This is a genomic window from Devosia sp. YR412 (assembly GCF_900110945.1).
GTDB lineage: Bacteria > Pseudomonadota > Alphaproteobacteria > Rhizobiales > Devosiaceae > Devosia.
Map to the genome: position 1 here is coordinate 329,809 of NZ_FOFL01000002.1, position 17,231 is coordinate 347,039.

Genomic DNA, 17,231 nt, shown 5'->3' on the forward strand with positions numbered 1-17,231 from the left:
GCCGATCCTGTCACGCCCGCGTCATCAAAGCCGTCTAGCCTCTGCCTCGTTCCCGGCCTTTTCCCCATCGGCCCGGACCCCGCCGCGCCCCACGTACCCCACGTCGCGCCCGGCCCATTGGAGAGTCTGGCCGCCAACCCCGGCTCTTCGCCGATAGTTCGGCTTTCTGGCCGCCCCCGTCGGGCGGCCTCTTTTTTGTGTGGAGCAGGCCTCTTTCCGCTCGCACGCCAATCGCCGCTGCGGCACAACGGCAGCATGGCCAAGCTCTACTTTTCCTATGCGGCGATGAATGCCGGCAAGTCCACCTTGCTGCTGCAGGCCGCCTATAACTATCGCGAGCGCGGCATGCGGCCGCTGCTCTATACCTCCTCGCTCTATGTCGAGAATGGCGTCGGCCTGATCTCCTCGCGCATCGGTATTTCCGAGCCAGCTGCGCTCTATTCCTCCGAGGACGATCTCTACCACGCGATCTTCGAGGAGACCCAGACCGGCAAGGTCGATTGCGTCTTCGTCGACGAGGCGCAATTCCTCACCCCCGACCAGGTCTGGCAGCTCGCGCGCGTCAGCGATCGCCTGCGCATTCCGGTGATGTGCTTTGGCCTGCGCACCGATTTCCGCGGCAATCTCTTCCCCGGCTCCCAGCAATTGCTGGCCATCGCCGACGTGCTGCGCGAAATCCGCACCATTTGCGAATGCGGCGCCAAGGCCACCATGGTGGTGCGCCAGAATGCCGAGGGTCGCGTGCTGACCGATGGCGAACAGGTGTCGATCGAAAAGTCCGTCTATATTTCGCTGTGCCGCAAACATTGGGAAGAGGCCGTCGGCCGCTGGCCCGTCAAAGGACCCTGATCATGCATCATGAAGACGAACCCCAGCCCACGGGCGCCCTGACCATCCGCACCCTCGCCATGCCCGCCGATACCAATCCGGCCGGTGACATCTTTGGCGGCTGGGTGCTGAGCCAGATGGACATCGCCGGCTCCATCGCCGCCGTCGAGCGCAGCGGCGGCCGCACCGTCACCGTGGCCGTCGAAGCCATGACCTTCATCGCCCCGGTCAAGGTCGGCGACGTGCTGTGCGTCTATACCAGCGTCGAGCGCGTCGGCACCACGTCCATTACCGTCGGCGTCGAGGCCTGGGCCCGTCGCAACCGCCTGTCCGACCGCGTCAAGGTCACCGAAGGACGCTTTGTTTTCGTCGCCCTCAATGAAGACGGCACCAAGCGCAAGATAGCTAACTGATCCGTTCAGGCAGCGTTCAGCCGGCCCTCGCTAGAGACCGTCACGACAGGGTTGTTGCACGGCAACACCCAGTCTCGACAATTTTACGGGGTCCGGAACTCTTTGCTCTATCGCCCCGTTTCTTCAGCAAAATAACTGATCGCCGCATGCGTCGCCCATTTGGGCCGGAGGATCAGAACACAGGAGCGCCAAGCATGAACCGTCGTACTCGCAAGACCTTGCTGAATGTTGCCACCGGCATCGCCGTCGCGGCCACGGCCGTCGTGGTGTTCCTGCCGGCTGCCTATGCAGCGCCTGGCACCGTCACCAGCAATGTCAACGTGCGCTCCGGCCCGGGCACCAATTATGGCGTGGTCGATACCGTTCGCCGTGGCACCCAGGTCGACGTACAGCAGTGCGAAGGCTCCTGGTGCTATATCGCCAAGCCCGGTCCGGACGGCTGGATTTCCTCCAGCTATCTGAGCGCTGGCGGCGGTTCGCCGGTTAATCCGCAGCAGCCCGGCCTGTCGTTCGGCTTCTCCACCGGCCCCGGTGGCCCGACCATCAATTTCGGCGTCGGCCAGCAGCCGCAGATCCAGCCGCCGCGTCCGCCACGCCCGCAGCCTCCCGTGGTGGTGCAGCCGCAGCCGACCTTCGGCGAAGTCTGCTTCTATGACCGCACCCGCTTCCGTGGCGAGAGCATCTGCATGGACTCCGGTGAAAGCACCCGTAACCTCGGCGATTGGGCCGATCGTATCTCCTCGATCGACAATCCCGACGGCCTGCAGGTTCAGGTCTGCTCGGAAAGCAATTATCGCGACTGCCGCACCTATACCACCAGCGCCTCCTCGCTGGGCGACTTCGACGACTACATCGTCTCGGTCCGTGTGCGCTAAGCGCCTCACCTCTATCCCTCGCAAGGGCGCAACTTCGGTTGCGCCCTTTGCTTTGACCGCTTGGATGCCGCGCCATCTCGCGCTAGGCTCCGCCCAAATCAGCTACAGGATTTCGCGATGCACCTTTTCCGCCGCCTGCTGACCGCCCTGACCGGCGCCGCGCTGCTTATCACCCTTGGCCAGGCGCCCGCCATCGCCGACACCGAATCCGGCACCCATGCCTGGAGCGCCGATACGCTGATCGTGCGCACCGGCCCCAGCACCGCCTATCAGTTCACCGGTGAGATTCCCGCCGAACTCGCCATAAAGGTGCTGCGCTGCCAGAAGCTCTGGTGCCTCGTCGATGCGCCCGGCATTCGCGGCTGGACCTACAAGCGCAATATTTCCTTCGGCAAGACGCCCAATCGCTGGCCTAACAACGGCCCGATCTATGCCTTTGCCGGCCCCGGCAGCGCCTGCTTCTACACCGGCACCAATTATACCGGTCAGTCCTGGTGCCTGACCTCGGGCAAGACCATCAAGGACCTGGCTTTGCTCGGCCTCGACAATGGCTTCGCCTCGCTGCAGATCGAGGGCAATGTCTCGGTCTCGGCCTGCCGCGACCGCTTCTTCCAGAGCTATTGCGAGCATATCGCCGTGTCCCAGCCCGCTCTCGATCCGTACCTGCTGCGCAACCTCTCCTCGCTGCGCGTCCACTAGCGGGCTTAACCTGTATCAACCCTGCCGGCGAACTGCCCTTTTTGGGCGTGACGCCCCAGTGTTCGGCCCCTAATGTCGGGGCCGAACCGGAGCCTGATTTGACCGACCTCAACTTGCGAAGCGCCCTGCGCGCTCGAACCACCCAAAGCCACGAAGAGCTTGATCGCGCCGTCGGACATTTCGCCGACCTCGCCACCTATGGCAAGTTTACCCGCGATACCTATCTGTTCCGCCGCGCCGTCGAGGCAAGCTTTGTGACCGCTCCGGCCGGTTGGGAAATCGACCCGATCGCAGCCCTGACGGCCCAAGACCTGGCTGACCTGGAACTCGATGTCCCATCGAGCACTGACGTCGCGCCCGCCATCACCACGCCGGCCCAGCGTCTCGGCGTGGCCTATGTGCTGGAAGGCTCTTCGCTTGGCGCCCGCATGCTTGTGCGCGAAGCGCTGAAGCTCGGCCTGCGCGAGGATTTCGGTGCCCGCCATCTGGCGCGTCAGGCCGGCGACCACGAACGCTGGCGCCGTTTCATGGCCGAACTCGACGCCACCAGCGCCTCGCATGACGAGGTCATCGCCGCTGCCGAAGCCACCTTCCGCTTCGCCCTCTCCATCTACGCGAAAGCCGCGCATGAACGAGCATAACCCGGTCAACCTGACCAATTGCGACGTCGAACCCATCCACATCCCCGGCAGCATCCAGCCTCACGGCTGTCTGATCGCCTGCAATGTCGCCGCAACCGCCATCGTGCGCCACTCGATCAATTGCCAATCCACGCTCGGCCTTGAGGGCGACCTCAATGGCCTCGAGCTGGCGACCATTCTCGGCCACAGCCTCGAGCACGACATCCGCAATGCCCTCGCCCGCACGCCTGAAGGCACACGCTCGGCGCTGATGTTCAACAAGGCGCTGCCCAATGGCCGGCGCTTCGACATTGCCGTGCACCGCTTCAAGGGCAATGCCATCATCGAGTTCGAGCCGGCCGGCGACGATGTCGCCAAGCCGCTCGAAATCGCCCGTGCCATGCTGACCCGCATCGGCTCGCTCAATTCCATCGACCGGCTGACCCGCGACACGGCGCGCCTGGTGCAAGGCATGCTCGGCTATGATCGTGTCATGATCTACCAGTTCGGCCCCGATGGCGCTGGCAAGGTGATCAGCGAGGCCAAGCGCGCCGATCTCGAAAGCTTCCTCGGCCAGTATTTCCCCGCGACCGACATTCCGGTGCAGGCCCGCGCGCTCTATCTCAAAAACACCATCCGCATCATTTCGGACGCCAATTTCGAGCGCATCCGCATCAGCCCGCAATTCGACGCCTCGGGCGAACCGCTTGACCTGTCCTTTGCCCACCTGCGCAGCGTCTCGCCCATCCATTGCGAATATCTGCGCAACATGGGTGTCGGCGCCTCGATGTCGATCTCGGTCATCGTCGATGGCCAGCTCTGGGGCCTCATCGCCTGCCATCACTACAGCCCGCGCACCCTCTCGATGGCGCAGCGCGTTGCCGCCGAAATGTTCGGCGACTTCTTCTCGCTGCACCTGACGGCAATGCGCCACAAGCAATCGCTCGACGCCGCCACCGCCGCCCGGGACTCGCTCGATGACCTGCTGCAGGCAGCCATTCGCGTCGAAGACATCAACGTCCTGCTGCGCGAGCGCCTCGGCGATTTCGGCAAGCTGATCAAAGCCGATGGCCTTGCCATGTGGCTCGACGGCCAGTTGACCCTCTCCGGCACCACGCCGCCCGCCGAAGCCATCCCCACCCTCGCCCGCTTTGCCGAAACCGTTGCCGAAGGTCGCATCTGGGCCAGCCACAAGCTGTCCGACGTCGTCGCCGGCGCCGAGCACTATGCAACGATCGCCTCCGGCATGCTGGCCCTCCCCCTGTCTCAAAGACCCAGGGACTATGTCTTCCTGTTCCGCAAGGAAGTGGTGCAGACCCTTGATTGGGCCGGCAACCCGGAAAAGACCTATGAATCCGGCCCGCTTGGCGATCGCCTGACCCCGCGCAAGAGCTTCGCCATCTGGAAGGAGACGGTGCATCACCAGTCCTCCCCCTGGACCGAGCAGGAACGCGAATTCGCCGAGGCCGCCCGCTCGGCGCTGGTCGGCGTCATCCTGCAGCATTCCGAACTGCTCGCCGACGAGCGCGCCAAGGCTGAAGTGCGCCAGCGCATGCTCAACGAAGAGCTCAACCACCGCGTCAAGAACATCCTCGCCGTCATCAAGTCGCTCGTCACCAATCCGGTCGAGCAGGACCAGAGCCTCGAGGATTACGTCGAGAGCCTGCGCGGCCGCATCCAGGCCCTGTCCCTGGCCCATGATCAGGTGATCCGCGGCGAAGGCGGCGGCGGGTTGCAGGACCTGCTCGAAGCCGAGCTCCTGCCCTATCGCAATGGCACCACTTCCATCACCCTCTCCGGCGCCAACGTCTGGATGGACGCGCGATCGTTCTCGATCATGGCGCTGGTGCTGCATGAACTCTCGACCAATGCCGCCAAATATGGCGCCCTGTCGCGGCCCGGCGGCAAGCTCGCGGTCAGCTGGACCGTCGATGCGGTCGGCGCCTGCGAGCTCAACTGGGTCGAAAGTGACGGCCCCATCGTCACTCCGCCCAGCCGTCGCGGCTTCGGCACCGTGCTCATCGACCGCAGCCTGCCCTTCGATCTCGGCGGCGAAAGCGACGTGCAATATCTGCCCTCAGGTGTCGTGGCCCTCTTGCGCATTCCGCCGCGCTTCATCTCGCTGCGCAATGCGCGTCCTGAAACCAAGGCCGCCACGCCCACCTTGCAGCTGGCCAAATCCGGTATCAGCCTTGCCGGAAAGCGCGCGCTGATCGTCGAAGACCAGATGCTGATCGCGCTCGATCTCGAACAGATTCTCGAAGACGCCGGGCTCAGCGTCGTCGCCACCGTAACCTCGCCACCAGAGGCCCTCGCCTATCTGGCCAAGGACCTGCCCGATGTCGCCATTCTCGATATCAATCTGGGGGATGGCAATTCCGAGAGCATCGCCCAGGCCCTGCAGGCCCGGTCTGTGCCCTTCATGTTCGCCACCGGCTATGGCGATGGCGGCATCGGTGCCGAATTCGCGTCAGTCCCGGTCGTGCGCAAGCCCTATTCCCGCGAAGCCATCGTCGCCGAACTCAAGCGCCTGCTCGGTTAGCCAGCCTAGAGGATCTTGCGCCGCATTGCCTCGGCGACGGCATGGGTGTGATTGGCGGCCTTCAGTTTGTCGATGATCTTGGCCATGTAGTGATGCACAGTCCGCGTGCCGATCCCCAGGATTTCTGCGGTGACGTCGGCGGTCTTGCCCTGGGCGCTCCAGTGCAGCACTTCGAGTTCGCGTGGCGTCAGCAGCCGTTCCTCCGGCCCTTCTGCCATGGCGCCGGGTGGCCCCGACACCACGGTACCTTCGACAAAGATGCCGTAATTGCCGCCCTTTGGATCGGCGATCGCCGAGTACAGCAGGTTGATGCGAAACGTATCGCGCGGCTGGCCCTCCTGCCGCTCGATCACCAGTGGAATGTCTCGCGCCACATAAGGCTCGCCGGTTGCATAGACCCGGTCGAGAATTTCAAAAAATCCCTGATCCGCGACATCAGGCGCCACTTCGCGTACCGGCCGGCCGACGAAGTCGCGATCGCCCATCAGCTTGCGATATTGCGCATTGGCCAGCTCATAGACGTGCTCGGGACCGCGCAGCACCGCAATGAAGGCCGAAGCATTTTCGAACGCATCCAGCACTGTCTTTGGGACCACGCTATCCTCGACAGGTGACGCAACCGACTGCTGTTTGGAATCCTCGTCCGGCAAAATTTCGCTCCACTTGTCCGCAGCAGGACTCAGTACGTCAACGTGTGCGGAACCGTACATTTACAGGTTATCCAGATCGCTCCGTAAATGCGATGAGATAATAGGGAAATGCAGTAACAAGTCTAAGAACCATGATTTTTTCTTGAGGTATCCCAGCATAATGCCCGCTGCTGACGCTTTACTATCCTCGACTAACCGCATGCAAAATCGATTGTTTTCCACAACGCCGACATGGCCGGTTTGGTACGGATTGTACGGTCTATTGCGCGGGAAGAACAGGGCGATTACCCCGCTATGGACATGACTGGCACGCGGGCGAATATTTCACCTCCTGCCCGGGCGGGAGATCGTTGTGGCGTTCGTCAACTTGCTGCTTAGGGCGATGGACGAACCCACGCTTGCATTGCTGGTTCCAGCAATGGAGCTGATCCCCCTCAAAGCCCGTGACACGCTGGCCTCTGCCGGTGGTCATTCCGAATGGGTGTATTTCGTCGAAGACGGCCTGATTTCGCTGGTTTCGGAATATGAACCCGGCACCGTTATCGAGGTGGCCATGGTCGGCCGCGAAGGCCTGTTCGACATTGGCCATGCCCTCGGCGATAATGTCGCTGCCTTCGATGGCAAGGTTCAGGTAGATGGCAGTGCCTATCGTCTGCCGCGCGCCGTGTTCCAGCAGGCCATGGAAACCATCCCCTCCTTTAATGCCACCATGCTGACCTTTGTGCGCGCTTTCGAACTGCAGGTCGCCTCCACCGTCTCGGCCAATGGCCGCGCCAGGCTCGAGGAACGGCTCGCCCGCTGGCTGCTGATGGTGCATGACCGCGTCGACAGCAACCTGATCCACATCACCCATGAATTTCTGGCGCAGATGCTGTGCTGCCGCCGCCCCGGCGTGACCGTGGCCCTGCACCTGCTCGAGGGCAAGGGCATGATCCACTCGTCGCGCGGCCAGATCGAAATCCGTGATCGCGACGGCCTCATCGCCGAGGCCAATGGCGCCTATGGCCGGGCCGAAGCCCATTATACCCGGCTGTTCGGGCAGGACTTCCGCCGCCGCCAGGGCTAGCGCTCGGGTGTCACGATTCCCGCTGCTTCCACAAAGCTGATCCTCGCCACCACCTGATCGTCGGCCATCACCTCGATCGCCCCCGACCAGTCGACCGTTTCGCCACCGATCAGGCTGCGCGCCACCAGTTCTCGCGCCACCGAGGCAGCCTCGACACAGGCCGCTTCAAGCGACACGAAGTCTCCGCCCTCCGCATCAAGGAAGGATCGTGCACCGCTGCGAACGTTGAAGAAATACCGCATCGATCAGCCCGGCCGAAACGTCGCTGGCGACAACGATAGCGCATCTGCCCCCCAGATTGCCATCCTACGCACAGCAATCGATTTTCAGCCGGCTTTCAGTCCCAACCGATCGGTCGCCTTGCGATACAGCCGCACCATGGAAAGCGCCTGGCCCGGATGCTGAAAATACACCCGGGCCTGCAGGTCGCGCTTCGCTCCGCTGCGCACCAGATCCATGCCCAGGGCCAGCTTGGCGGCAGCCTCTGGGCTGCTCGCCTTCACGACCAGGTCAAGCGCCACGATACGCTCCTCCTGCATGTCGATCACGCGGTATTCAATCATGATCAAATCTGTTGCACGCGGCCCCCGCAAAGTGGGCCCAGGCAGAGCGTAGCTCTGCCGCTCCTGCAGTCAACGCTCAGTCCGCAAGCGTACTTTTTCGCCCCTCAGACCGTCATTTCAGCAGCGGAAACACGGCGCGCACGCGCGGCTCGCGCAGCCACAGCGCGCCCCACACCATGACACCGAGGTAGACGCTGAACAGCGTGTGGCTGAACAGCGGATTATCCACCCGCAGATTGGCCGCCAACGACCCGCCCAACAGCCCCGTGGTCAGCACCGCGCCGAGCAGCGCCGTGCGCGGAATGAGAAACAGCACCACGCAGACCACCTCGATACAGCCGATCAGCAGCAGGTATTTCACCGGCCAGCCCACCACATCCATCGCATCGGTCGCCGCCGCCATGCCCATGAACTTGGGCAGCGCCGACGCCAGGCCCAGAAACAGCGCAATCAGCCCACTCAAAACCCAACCGGCAATCTTCATCATTGTCTCCCGGCAGCACCACGCTGCCTCTATGCCATGCCGACGACCGGCCAGCGCCCATTTCGACGGCGGCGCCGAGGTTTTTCCGGCCCGCCCGAGCCTTGCTATTTTTCGACCGGTCCTTGCTGAATCAAAAGTACTTTTTTTGCTGAGATGCGATACCTTCCCGCCAAGCCTCGGCAACCACGCGTTCCCCCGCGATGGGACGCCGTAACAAGACCGATTGCCGGCGCTGTCGATCAGCGCCGCCCCCAAAAATGTTGAGAACGCGATGACCCTTTATTCCGACTACCTGGCCGAAATCGACAGCCGCAAAGAACAAGGTCTCGCACCCAAGCCGATCGACGCCGGCGGGCTCACCGGCGAAATCATCGCTCTGATCCGCGATACCGGCAATGAACACCGCGCCGGCGCGCTCAACTTCTTCATTTACAACACCCTGCCCGGCACCACCCCGGCCGCCTCGGTCAAGGCTGCCTTCCTCAAGCAGATCATCCTCGGGGAAACCATTGTCCCCGAGATCACGCCCGCCTTCGCGCTCGAACTGCTGTCGCATATGAAGGGCGGCCCTTCGATCGACGTGCTGCTCGATATCGCGCTTGGCGACGAACAAGTGATCGCCGCCCAGGCCGGCGATGTGCTGAAGACCCAGTTCTTCCTATATGACGCCGACATGTTCCGTCTGCGCGATGCCTATGCGGCCGGCAATCCGGTGGCCCGCAGCGTGCTGGAAAGCTATGCCAAGGCCGAGTTCTTCACCAAGCTCCCCGATGTGGAAGACGACATCAAGGTCGTCACTTACATTGCCGCCGAAGGCGATATTTCCACCGACCTGCTCTCCCCCGGCAACCAGGCCCATTCGCGCTCCGACCGCGAGCTGCATGGCCATTGCATGATCACGCCGGAAGCCCAGGCGGAAATCCAGGCGCTGCAGAAGCAGCATCCCGACAAGCGCGTCATGATGATCGCCGAAAAGGGCACGATGGGTGTCGGCTCGTCGCGCATGTCCGGCGTAAACAATGTCGCGCTGTGGACCGGCAAGCCGGCCAGCCCCTATGTGCCCTTCGTCAACTATGCCCCGATCGTTGCCGGCACCAACGGCATTTCGCCGATCTTCGCCACCACCGTCGACGTGACCGGCGGCATCGGCCTCAACCTCAAGAACTGGGTTAAAAAGCTCGGCGAGGACGGCAAGCCGATCCTCAACAACGAAGGCAATCCGATCCTCGAGCAGAAATATTCGGTCGAGACCGGCACCGTGCTGACCATCGACGCCAAGACCAAGACGCTGCGCGACGCTAACGGCAACGAACTGGTCGATGTCGCCTCGGCCTTCACGCCGCAGAAGATGGAATTCATGAAGGCCGGCTCGTCCTATGCCATCGTCTTCGGCAAGAAGCTGCAGACCTTTGCCGCCCAGACGCTGGGCATTGAAGCCACCCCGGTGTTCGCCGCCAACAAGGAAATCACCGTCGAAGGCCAGGGCCTCACCGCGGTCGAAAAGATCTTCAACCGCAATGCCGTCGGCGTCACGCCGGGCAAGGTGCTGCATGCCGGCTCCGACGTTCGGGTGAAGGTCAATATCGTCGGCTCGCAGGACACCACCGGCCTGATGACCGCCCAGGAACTGGAAGCCATGGCGGCCACCGTCATCTCGCCACTGGTCGATGGCGCCTATCAGTCAGGCTGCCATACCGCTTCGGTCTGGGACAAGAAGGCCCAGGCCAATATCCCAAAACTCATGGCTTTCATGAACAATTTCGGCGTCATCACTGCGCGTGACCCGCTGGGCAGCTATCACGCCATGACCGACGTGATCCACAAGGTGCTTAACGACATCACCGTCGATGACTGGGCCATCATCATCGGTGGCGACAGCCACACCCGCATGTCCAAGGGCGTGGCCTTTGGCGCCGATAGCGGCACCGTCGCCCTGGCGCTGGCCACCGGCGAAGCCACCATGCCGATCCCGCAGTCGGTCAAGGTGACCTTCAAGGGCCAAATGCAGTCGCATATGGACTTCCGCGACGTCGTGCATGCCACCCAGGCCCAGATGCTGAAGCAGCATGGCGACAACGTCTTCCAGGGCCGCATCATCGAGGTGCATCTGGGCACGCTCCTGGCTGACCAGGCCTTCACCTTCACCGACTGGACGGCCGAGATGAAGGCCAAGGCGTCCATCTGCATTTCGCAGGACGCGACGCTGATCGAGTCCCTGGAGATCGCCAAGTCGCGCATACAGATCATGATCGACAAGGGCATGGACAATCCGGCCCAGACCCTCAAGGGCCTGATCACCAAGGCCAACGCCCGCATCGCAGAAATCCGCTCCGGTGAGAAGCCGGCTCTGGCCCCCGATGCCAATGCCAAATATTTCGCCGAAGTGGTGGTCGATCTCGACATCATCGACGAGCCGATGATCGCCGACCCCGACGTCAACAATTCCGACGTCTCGCGCCGCTACACCCACGATACGATCCGCCCGGTGTCCTATTACGGCGGCACCAAGAAGGTCGACCTCGGCTTTGTCGGCTCCTGCATGGTGCATAAGGGTGACATGAAGATAGTCGCCCAGATGCTCAAGAACATCGAAAAGTCCGAAGGCAAGGTCGAGTTCAAGGCGCCGCTTGTCGTCGCCGCCCCGACCTACAACATCATCGACGAGCTCAAGGCCGAAGGCGACTGGGAGATCCTCCAGAAGTATTCCGGCTTCGAATTCGACGACCTGATGCCCAAGACCGCCAACCGCACCGAATACGAGAACATCCTCTATCTTGAGCGCCCCGGCTGCAATCTCTGCATGGGCAACCAGGAAAAGGCCGAAAAGGGCGACACCGTTCTCGCCACCTCGACCCGCCTGTTCCAGGGCCGCGTCGTGGAAGACACCGCCGAAAAGAAGGGCGAATCCCTCCTCGCCTCGACCCCGGTCGTCGTCCTCTCCGCCATCCTCGGCCGCACCCCAAGCACGGCCGAATACAAGGCCGCGGTGGAAGGCATCGACCTGACCAAGTTCGCCCCGCCGACCAGCGCCAACCCGCTCGATCCGAAGTCCGTGCATTACTAAGACACTGGGTCAAACCAACAGCGCCTGGCCCTCCGGCCAGGCGCGCTAGGTTATCTCACCGAAGACCAGAACACCGCTGCGGCCGCTTGCGACCCCATTGCGGTCTTTAGTGCGTGTTCTGAGCAAACTCAAAAGCGGACGCATTTTTGGGTGAGTTATTTTTATCCAAGAGCCGGAAAACGCCGCCCACCAAGACCGGTGCCGGCTTTTATGAGCACCTAATCTTGCCCATAAATGCCGGCTGCGAAACACGCCAGGGGCCCACCAACGCGGACCTCGGACATGCCGCGTGCCGCGTTGCCATACGGGCCGCTTTGCAACGTGGCCGAGAGGTCGTCGTCTACCTTGCCTGACATCAAGTATGGTGTGACCCACACACGCATGCTGCCGTTAAGAACATGTGCAAGTTCGGGAGAGGCGATCGAGGAGCCATTTCCGTCGCCACCGTCCGGACACGACAGGGCGTGACGCTGATTGAGTTCAGGAAACTTCGAGGACGCCACCATCCACTCGACTGCGTCCTTCAGGGAGCGTCCGCTCGAGGTGAACTCATGAAGGTCCGCGTCGACAACGTCACCCAGCGTAGCCAATGCGACCATCATCATGGTTGATCGGTTGCTGTAATGAAGCCCACTACCGCCTCGGCCGCTATCTACCGGAAAGCTTCCATCCGGTCGCATGTCGTAGATTGCATTCTTATAGGCCTCAATGCCGGCATCAATCATGCTGGGCTCATCGATGAGAACCCCCCAGAGCATAACAATATAGGCTACTAGGTAGGCTTTGTTATCCTGACGATCCATGAATGGAGACTTGCCTGTCACATCAACGAGACGTGTCAGCCATTTTCCGACCACCATCTTCTCTTCCATGCTCATCGCATCGGCGACTTCGGAAAATGCAATGATCGCACCAGGCAGAACGCTCAGGACATGAAAGTCGAGGCGGCTGCTGCCGGGAAAGTAAATGTTTTGGGAGAGCGCGTTAGCACTGGCCCATTCCGTCAAGAAAGTAACGAGCGATTGGGTCAGCTCCGGCGTTGCCGCGTAGCGATAAGCGGCGAGGGTTCGGCTGAGAAAAAGGTAAGACGGCTCGAAAGGCACCCAATCACTTCCACCATGGTAGTCGCCGGTAATTCCAGCATCAATGAGTGGCTTGGGAGGATTGCCACCTCCAGTCATGTCACATTCCGGCGCGCCTGGGGCGGGCGGAAAAATGGGTTTAATTCCAGCCGCAATACTTTCCGTAAACGCCGGGGTCGTGTCCATGAGGGGAACACGAAAGCTGGCGCCGCGCTGAAATGACGCCCCAAAGCACACATCTGTCCGATTATCAGCTGACCAGAAGTCCGCAGGACCCTCCTGCTCACTCATGGCAACTGTTCCGAGAATGGACCGCTGTGTCAGGATCATCTGACCGGCGTCAGAGGACAACTTCTCGCACCACTGGTTCATTGTTTCCGAGGAAAGCTCCGGCAGGTCGAGCATCTTGTAACGCGACTGGAGCAGCTTCGCCGCGGCAAAAGTACGTCTGCCAGCTTGGCCATCCACCACTCCAATTTCGTAGTGAGCATCCGACAAGAATTGCTGAACACAGGTAGTTACCTCGTCGGCCACCGCAGAAGAAAAAGTGCAAAGCGAGGCGACCGCAAAAAATCCTATAGCCAGTTTATTCATGAAGGTTCTCCCGCTTCACTGTGCAGATTGCCGTAGCACCAGAAATCTTCAAGACATTTTTGGAATATTAGAGTGGGCCGTAATTTGGGCCTTCGGCTGCGACTTACTCGTTTGAGACGACTTGCTATAGGTAACGGAAGGCATACAGGCCGAAGCCAAAGTCGCTTGTACTCACACCATCTGCTTACCTCGACCAGGCCGTCATAAGCGGTCTGTCCGCTTCCCACCCCCAAGACGCCGTCCTACCCCCTCAACTCCACCTCCGGCGTATCCAGCGCCAATACTGGCGACTTGAACCCCATCGCTGCCCAGGCCGCCAGCAGCCTGCCGTAGAATTTCGTCGTCTCCCAACCGCCGGCCGGCACCGCGTCATCAAGGATCGAACCGTCCGGTGCATTGGTGGTCTGGGTGCGCAAGTCGGCCTTGGGCAACGCCTGGCCGTGCCACAGATTGCCATAGAGACTGGCCCAGTGGCCGCCCTTGAGTTCGGTCAGCACCGGCGTATTGCAGCAGCTGGCGATCACCCGCCGCGTCGGCGATTTCGGCCCCAGCCGGAAATTGCGCAGCCATTCCTTGCCCTGGCTGATCTGCACCCGGTCCTTGCGATACATCACATAATGGCTGCTGCCATAGGCACCCACGACCTTGGGTGCACCCGGCAGAGCCTCCATGCGCCGCACCGCCTCGCGGCAGGAGTTGCAATAGCATTCCGCTACCATGATCGGCTCTTGCGAGACCACCAGATGCACCTTGCCACATTGGCAGCTCAAATCCGTCACCATGGTATCGCCCCTCGTTTTATCCGGACGCCATAGAAGCCGCTTCCTCGCCCCGTCGTCCACCCCATTCCTGACACCCCCTGTCAGCAGAGCCTGTTCCCTCTCCGTTCGTTAGCGGCTAAACTGCGGGGAACATTGCATTGGCGCGCCTCGTTCCCCATTTGAGTCGCCTCCCCCACCCCAGGTTCCCCCATGGCCGACAAGTCCGCACGTCCCGGCAAAGCCGAATTCTCCATCGACGACTTCCTCGGCGAGATCGAGAAGGCCGAGGACCTCAAGGCCAACAAGCCGCTTTATGCCGAGCGCATGAAGAACAAGCGCGCCCTCGATCGCGCCGACCAGAAGGCGGCCGCCGACGCAGCCCAGGTCGAAGCCGATGCGGCAAAGGCGCTGGCTGACGCGGCCAAAAAGAAGACCGCACTGGAGAAGCGCCGCTCCACCAAGTCCTCCCATGACTCGGTGACTGGCATGTCGGCCAAGGCGCCCAAATCCAAGGCCAATTCCGTCGAACGCGTCGACTTCTCCGGCATGGGCGAAGCCCCGCAGGCCGGCTTCGGACACATGCCCTCGCCCGCCACCATGAATGCCCGCGACATCGCCCGCGCGGCCGCGGCCGATCCGGAAGCCCAGGCCAAGCTGCGCGAGGCGCTCGATGCCTCGGTGAAAAAGAACAAGGCGCGCAAGGGCGAGAGCCTCGAAAACGCCCAGACCGTCGGCATCACTGCCACGGTGAAGGCGCTGGAACAGATCATCCTGCACGGCCGCAAGGAGGTGGAGGGCTCCTCCCCCTGGGTGCCGCACAAGGCCCAGTCCAACCTCAAGCGCCTGGCCGGCCAGCCCTTCCGCATGCAGACCAATTACAAGCCTGCCGGCGACCAGCCCACCGCCATCGCCGAACTGGTGGAAGGCGTCAACAATGGCGAGAGCGACCAGGTGCTGCTCGGCGTCACCGGCTCCGGCAAAACCTTCACCGCGGCGCAAGTCATCGCCGCCACCAACCGGCCAGCGCTGATCCTCGCCCCCAACAAGACCCTCGCCGCCCAGCTCTATGGCGAGTTCAAGAGCTTCTTCCCCGACAATGCCGTGGAATACTTCGTATCTTACTACGACTACTACCAGCCCGAGGCCTACGTCCCCCGCACCGACACCTATATCGAGAAAGAATCCACCATCAACGAGCAGATCGACCGCATGCGCCACTCGGCGACCCGGGCGATCCTCGAGCGCGACGACGTCATCATCGTCGCCTCGGTGTCCTGCATCTACGGCATCGGCTCGGTGGAAGACTACACCGCCATGACCATCGACGTGCAAAAAGGCCAAAAAATCGACCAGCGCGAGCTGCTCGCCAAGCTGGTGGCCCTGCAATACAAGCGCGGCGACACCGGCTTCGTCCGCGGCACCTTCCGGGTGCGCGGCGATACCGTGGAAATCTTCCCCGCCCACTATGAAGCCGCCGCCTGGCGCGTCTCCCTCTTCGGCAACGAGATCGAGTCCATCGTGGAATTCGACCCCCTGACCGGCAAGAAATCCGCCGACCTGACCTTCATCCGCGTCTTCGCCAATTCCCACCACGTGACGCCGCGCACCACGATGAACCAGGCGGTCAAGCTGATCCGCGCCGAGCTCGCCGCCCGCCTGCAGGAGCTCAACGGCGCCGGCCGCTTCCTCGAAGCCCAGCGCCTCGAGCAGCGCACCCTGTTCGATCTCGAAATGATGGAGGCCACCGGCTCCTGCGCCGGCATCGAAAATTACAGCCGCTACTTCTCCGGCCGCAAGCCGGGCGAGCCGCCACCGACCCTGTTCGAATATCTCCCCGACAATGCCCTGGTCTTCGTCGACGAAAGCCATGTCACCATCGGCCAGCTCGGCGCCATGTATCGCGGCGACCTGCGCCGTAAGGCGACCCTGGCCGAATATGGCTTCCGCCTCCCCTCCTGCATGGACAATCGCCCCCTCCGCTTCGAGGAGTGGAACGCCATGCGCCCGCAGTCGGTCTATGTCTCGGCCACGCCCGGCTCCTGGGAAATGGACCAGACCGGCGGCGTCTTCGCCGAACAGGTCATCCGCCCCACCGGCCTGATCGATCCCCCGGTCGAAATCCGCCCGGCCAAGGCCCAGGTCGATGACGTGGTCGACGAAATCCGCCAGACCAACAAGGCCGGCTACCGCACCCTCCTCACCGTCCTCACCAAGAAAATGGCCGAGGACCTCACCGAATATCTGCACGAACAGGGCATCCGCGTCCGATACATGCACTCCGACGTCGACACCATCGAGCGCATCGAGATCATCCGTGACCTCCGCCTCGGCGCCTTCGACGTCCTCGTCGGCATCAACCTGCTGCGCGAAGGCCTCGACATCCCCGAATGCGGCCTCGTCGCCATTCTCGACGCCGACAAGGAAGGTTTTCTGCGCTCGGAGACCTCGCTGATCCAGACCATCGGCCGCGCCGCGCGTAACGTCGACGGCAAGGTCGTGCTCTATGCCGACAAGATCACCGGCTCGATGGAACGCGCCCTGGCCGAAACCAACCGCCGCCGCGAAAAGCAGATGGCCTATAATGAGGCCAACGGCATCACCCCGCAGTCCGTCCGCTCCAACATCCACGACATCGTGGATAGCGTCTACGAGCAGGACCACGTCACCGTCTCGATCGGCAAGGGCCGCGATGGCAAGGAACAGGTCCAGGTCGGCGCCAACCTCGCCGCCGTCATCAAGGACATCGAAGCCCAGATGCGCGAGGCAGCGACGAATTTGGAGTTCGAGAAAGCTGCCCGCCTCCGCGATGAGGTCAAGCGCTTGCGGGAGATGGAACTGGATACGCTGCAGGGCGAAGTCAACTAGCCTTACCGCATCCCCGATCTTATCCCTCCCCCTTACAGGGGGAGGCTAGGTGGGGGTCCATCACCGGCCCCCTCAGCAAGACCCCCACCCAACCTCCCCCTGAAAGGAGGAGGAGCCAGAAACCG

General features: G+C 62.2%; 15 protein-coding genes. 9 read left to right on the plus strand and 6 right to left on the minus strand.

All coding sequences use genetic code 11. The features are described 5' to 3' along the window. The first annotated feature begins 255 nt into the window (after positions 1-255). From BM045_RS07880 to BM045_RS07905, 6 genes are all read left to right on the plus strand, one after another. Complete coding sequence (locus BM045_RS07880) at positions 256-849, plus strand: thymidine kinase (protein ID WP_092181858.1); 594 nt, start codon at positions 256-258, stop codon at positions 847-849. Between the two features lie 2 nt (positions 850-851). Next, positions 852-1,241 carry an acyl-CoA thioesterase gene (locus BM045_RS07885; RefSeq protein WP_092181861.1) on the plus strand — a complete coding sequence of 130 codons (390 nt, stop codon included), beginning with the start codon at positions 852-854 and terminating at the stop codon, positions 1,239-1,241. A gap of 194 nt (positions 1,242-1,435) precedes the next feature. After that, positions 1,436-2,116: an SH3 domain-containing protein gene (locus BM045_RS18880; protein ID WP_092181864.1), complete on the plus strand. Its 681-nt coding sequence runs from the start codon at positions 1,436-1,438 to the stop codon at positions 2,114-2,116. A 117-nt stretch (positions 2,117-2,233) separates the two neighbouring features. Next, positions 2,234-2,815, plus strand: coding sequence for an SH3 domain-containing protein (locus tag BM045_RS07895; RefSeq protein WP_092181867.1), 582 nt, complete (start codon positions 2,234-2,236; stop codon positions 2,813-2,815). A 98-nt stretch (positions 2,816-2,913) separates the two neighbouring features. Further along, on the plus strand, positions 2,914-3,456 hold the full coding sequence (locus BM045_RS18885) for a biliverdin-producing heme oxygenase (protein ID WP_170848432.1): 543 nt from the start codon (positions 2,914-2,916) through the stop codon (positions 3,454-3,456). After that, on the plus strand, positions 3,443-5,977 hold the full coding sequence (locus BM045_RS07905; RefSeq protein WP_092181870.1) for an HWE histidine kinase domain-containing protein: 2,535 nt from the start codon (positions 3,443-3,445) through the stop codon (positions 5,975-5,977). The genes BM045_RS18885 and BM045_RS07905 overlap by 14 nt, the downstream gene beginning before the upstream one ends. A gap of 5 nt (positions 5,978-5,982) precedes the next feature. On the opposite strand, the gene BM045_RS07910 is transcribed toward BM045_RS07905, so the two are convergent. Further along, positions 5,983-6,573, minus strand: a complete 591-nt coding sequence (locus BM045_RS07910) for a helix-turn-helix transcriptional regulator (protein WP_170848433.1) — start codon at positions 6,571-6,573, stop codon at positions 5,983-5,985. A 406-nt stretch (positions 6,574-6,979) separates the two neighbouring features. Here BM045_RS07910 and BM045_RS07915 point away from each other — a divergent pair, with 406 nt between their 5' ends. Continuing rightward, positions 6,980-7,693 (plus strand): Crp/Fnr family transcriptional regulator, encoded by a 714-nt coding sequence (locus tag BM045_RS07915; RefSeq protein ID WP_139198751.1) that lies wholly within the window; start codon positions 6,980-6,982, stop codon positions 7,691-7,693. Here BM045_RS07915 and BM045_RS07920 read toward each other — a convergent pair. From BM045_RS07920 to BM045_RS07930, 3 genes are all read right to left on the minus strand, one after another. After that, positions 7,690-7,869 (minus strand): hypothetical protein, encoded by a 180-nt coding sequence (locus BM045_RS07920; protein WP_139198752.1) that lies wholly within the window; start codon positions 7,867-7,869, stop codon positions 7,690-7,692. The two genes, BM045_RS07915 and BM045_RS07920, sit on opposite strands and share 4 nt — an antisense overlap. Before the next feature lie 150 nt (positions 7,870-8,019). Next, the gene (locus BM045_RS07925) at positions 8,020-8,256 is read right to left on the minus strand and encodes a hypothetical protein (RefSeq protein WP_092181882.1); all 237 of its coding nucleotides are present in this window, start codon (positions 8,254-8,256) and stop codon (positions 8,020-8,022) included. 112 nt (positions 8,257-8,368) lie between these two features. Then, positions 8,369-8,740, minus strand: coding sequence for a DoxX family protein (locus tag BM045_RS07930; RefSeq protein ID WP_092181885.1), 372 nt, complete (start codon positions 8,738-8,740; stop codon positions 8,369-8,371). Positions 8,741-9,011: 271 nt separating this feature from the next. Here BM045_RS07930 and BM045_RS07935 point away from each other — a divergent pair, with 271 nt between their 5' ends. Continuing rightward, on the plus strand, positions 9,012-11,804 hold the full coding sequence (locus BM045_RS07935) for a bifunctional aconitate hydratase 2/2-methylisocitrate dehydratase (protein ID WP_092183147.1): 2,793 nt from the start codon (positions 9,012-9,014) through the stop codon (positions 11,802-11,804). Positions 11,805-12,022: 218 nt separating this feature from the next. On the opposite strand, the gene BM045_RS07940 is transcribed toward BM045_RS07935, so the two are convergent. Next, entirely contained in the window at positions 12,023-13,480 is a 1,458-nt protein-coding gene (locus tag BM045_RS07940; protein ID WP_092181888.1) for an alginate lyase family protein, read from the minus strand. A gap of 242 nt (positions 13,481-13,722) precedes the next feature. After that, positions 13,723-14,262, minus strand: a complete 540-nt coding sequence (locus tag BM045_RS07945) for a GFA family protein (protein ID WP_092181891.1) — start codon at positions 14,260-14,262, stop codon at positions 13,723-13,725. A gap of 465 nt (positions 14,263-14,727) precedes the next feature. Between BM045_RS07945 and uvrB the strand changes: the two genes are divergently transcribed. Next, entirely contained in the window at positions 14,728-17,106 is a 2,379-nt protein-coding gene (uvrB, locus tag BM045_RS07950; protein ID WP_092183149.1) for an excinuclease ABC subunit UvrB, read from the plus strand. The last annotated feature ends 125 nt before the right edge of the window (positions 17,107-17,231 follow it).

What these genes read in the sequence shown, in the direction of transcription:
- BM045_RS07945 (WP_092181891.1), bottom strand. Translation starts at nt 14,262, where the DNA reads ATGGTGACGGATTTGAGCTGCCAATGTGGCAAGGTGCATCTGGTGGTC.
- BM045_RS07935 (WP_092183147.1), top strand. Translation starts at nt 9,012, where the DNA reads ATGACCCTTTATTCCGACTACCTGGCCGAAATCGACAGCCGCAAAGAA.
- uvrB (WP_092183149.1), top strand. Translation starts at nt 14,728, where the DNA reads ATGTCGGCCAAGGCGCCCAAATCCAAGGCCAATTCCGTCGAACGCGTC.
- BM045_RS07930 (WP_092181885.1), bottom strand. Translation starts at nt 8,740, where the DNA reads ATGAAGATTGCCGGTTGGGTTTTGAGTGGGCTGATTGCGCTGTTTCTG.
- BM045_RS07905 (WP_092181870.1), top strand. Translation starts at nt 3,443, where the DNA reads ATGAACGAGCATAACCCGGTCAACCTGACCAATTGCGACGTCGAACCC.
- BM045_RS07940 (WP_092181888.1), bottom strand. Translation starts at nt 13,480, where the DNA reads ATGAATAAACTGGCTATAGGATTTTTTGCGGTCGCCTCGCTTTGCACT.
- BM045_RS07925 (WP_092181882.1), bottom strand. Translation starts at nt 8,256, where the DNA reads ATGATTGAATACCGCGTGATCGACATGCAGGAGGAGCGTATCGTGGCG.
- BM045_RS07880 (WP_092181858.1), top strand. Translation starts at nt 256, where the DNA reads ATGGCCAAGCTCTACTTTTCCTATGCGGCGATGAATGCCGGCAAGTCC.
- BM045_RS18880 (WP_092181864.1), top strand. Translation starts at nt 1,436, where the DNA reads ATGAACCGTCGTACTCGCAAGACCTTGCTGAATGTTGCCACCGGCATC.
- BM045_RS07895 (WP_092181867.1), top strand. Translation starts at nt 2,234, where the DNA reads ATGCACCTTTTCCGCCGCCTGCTGACCGCCCTGACCGGCGCCGCGCTG.
- BM045_RS07885 (WP_092181861.1), top strand. Translation starts at nt 852, where the DNA reads ATGCATCATGAAGACGAACCCCAGCCCACGGGCGCCCTGACCATCCGC.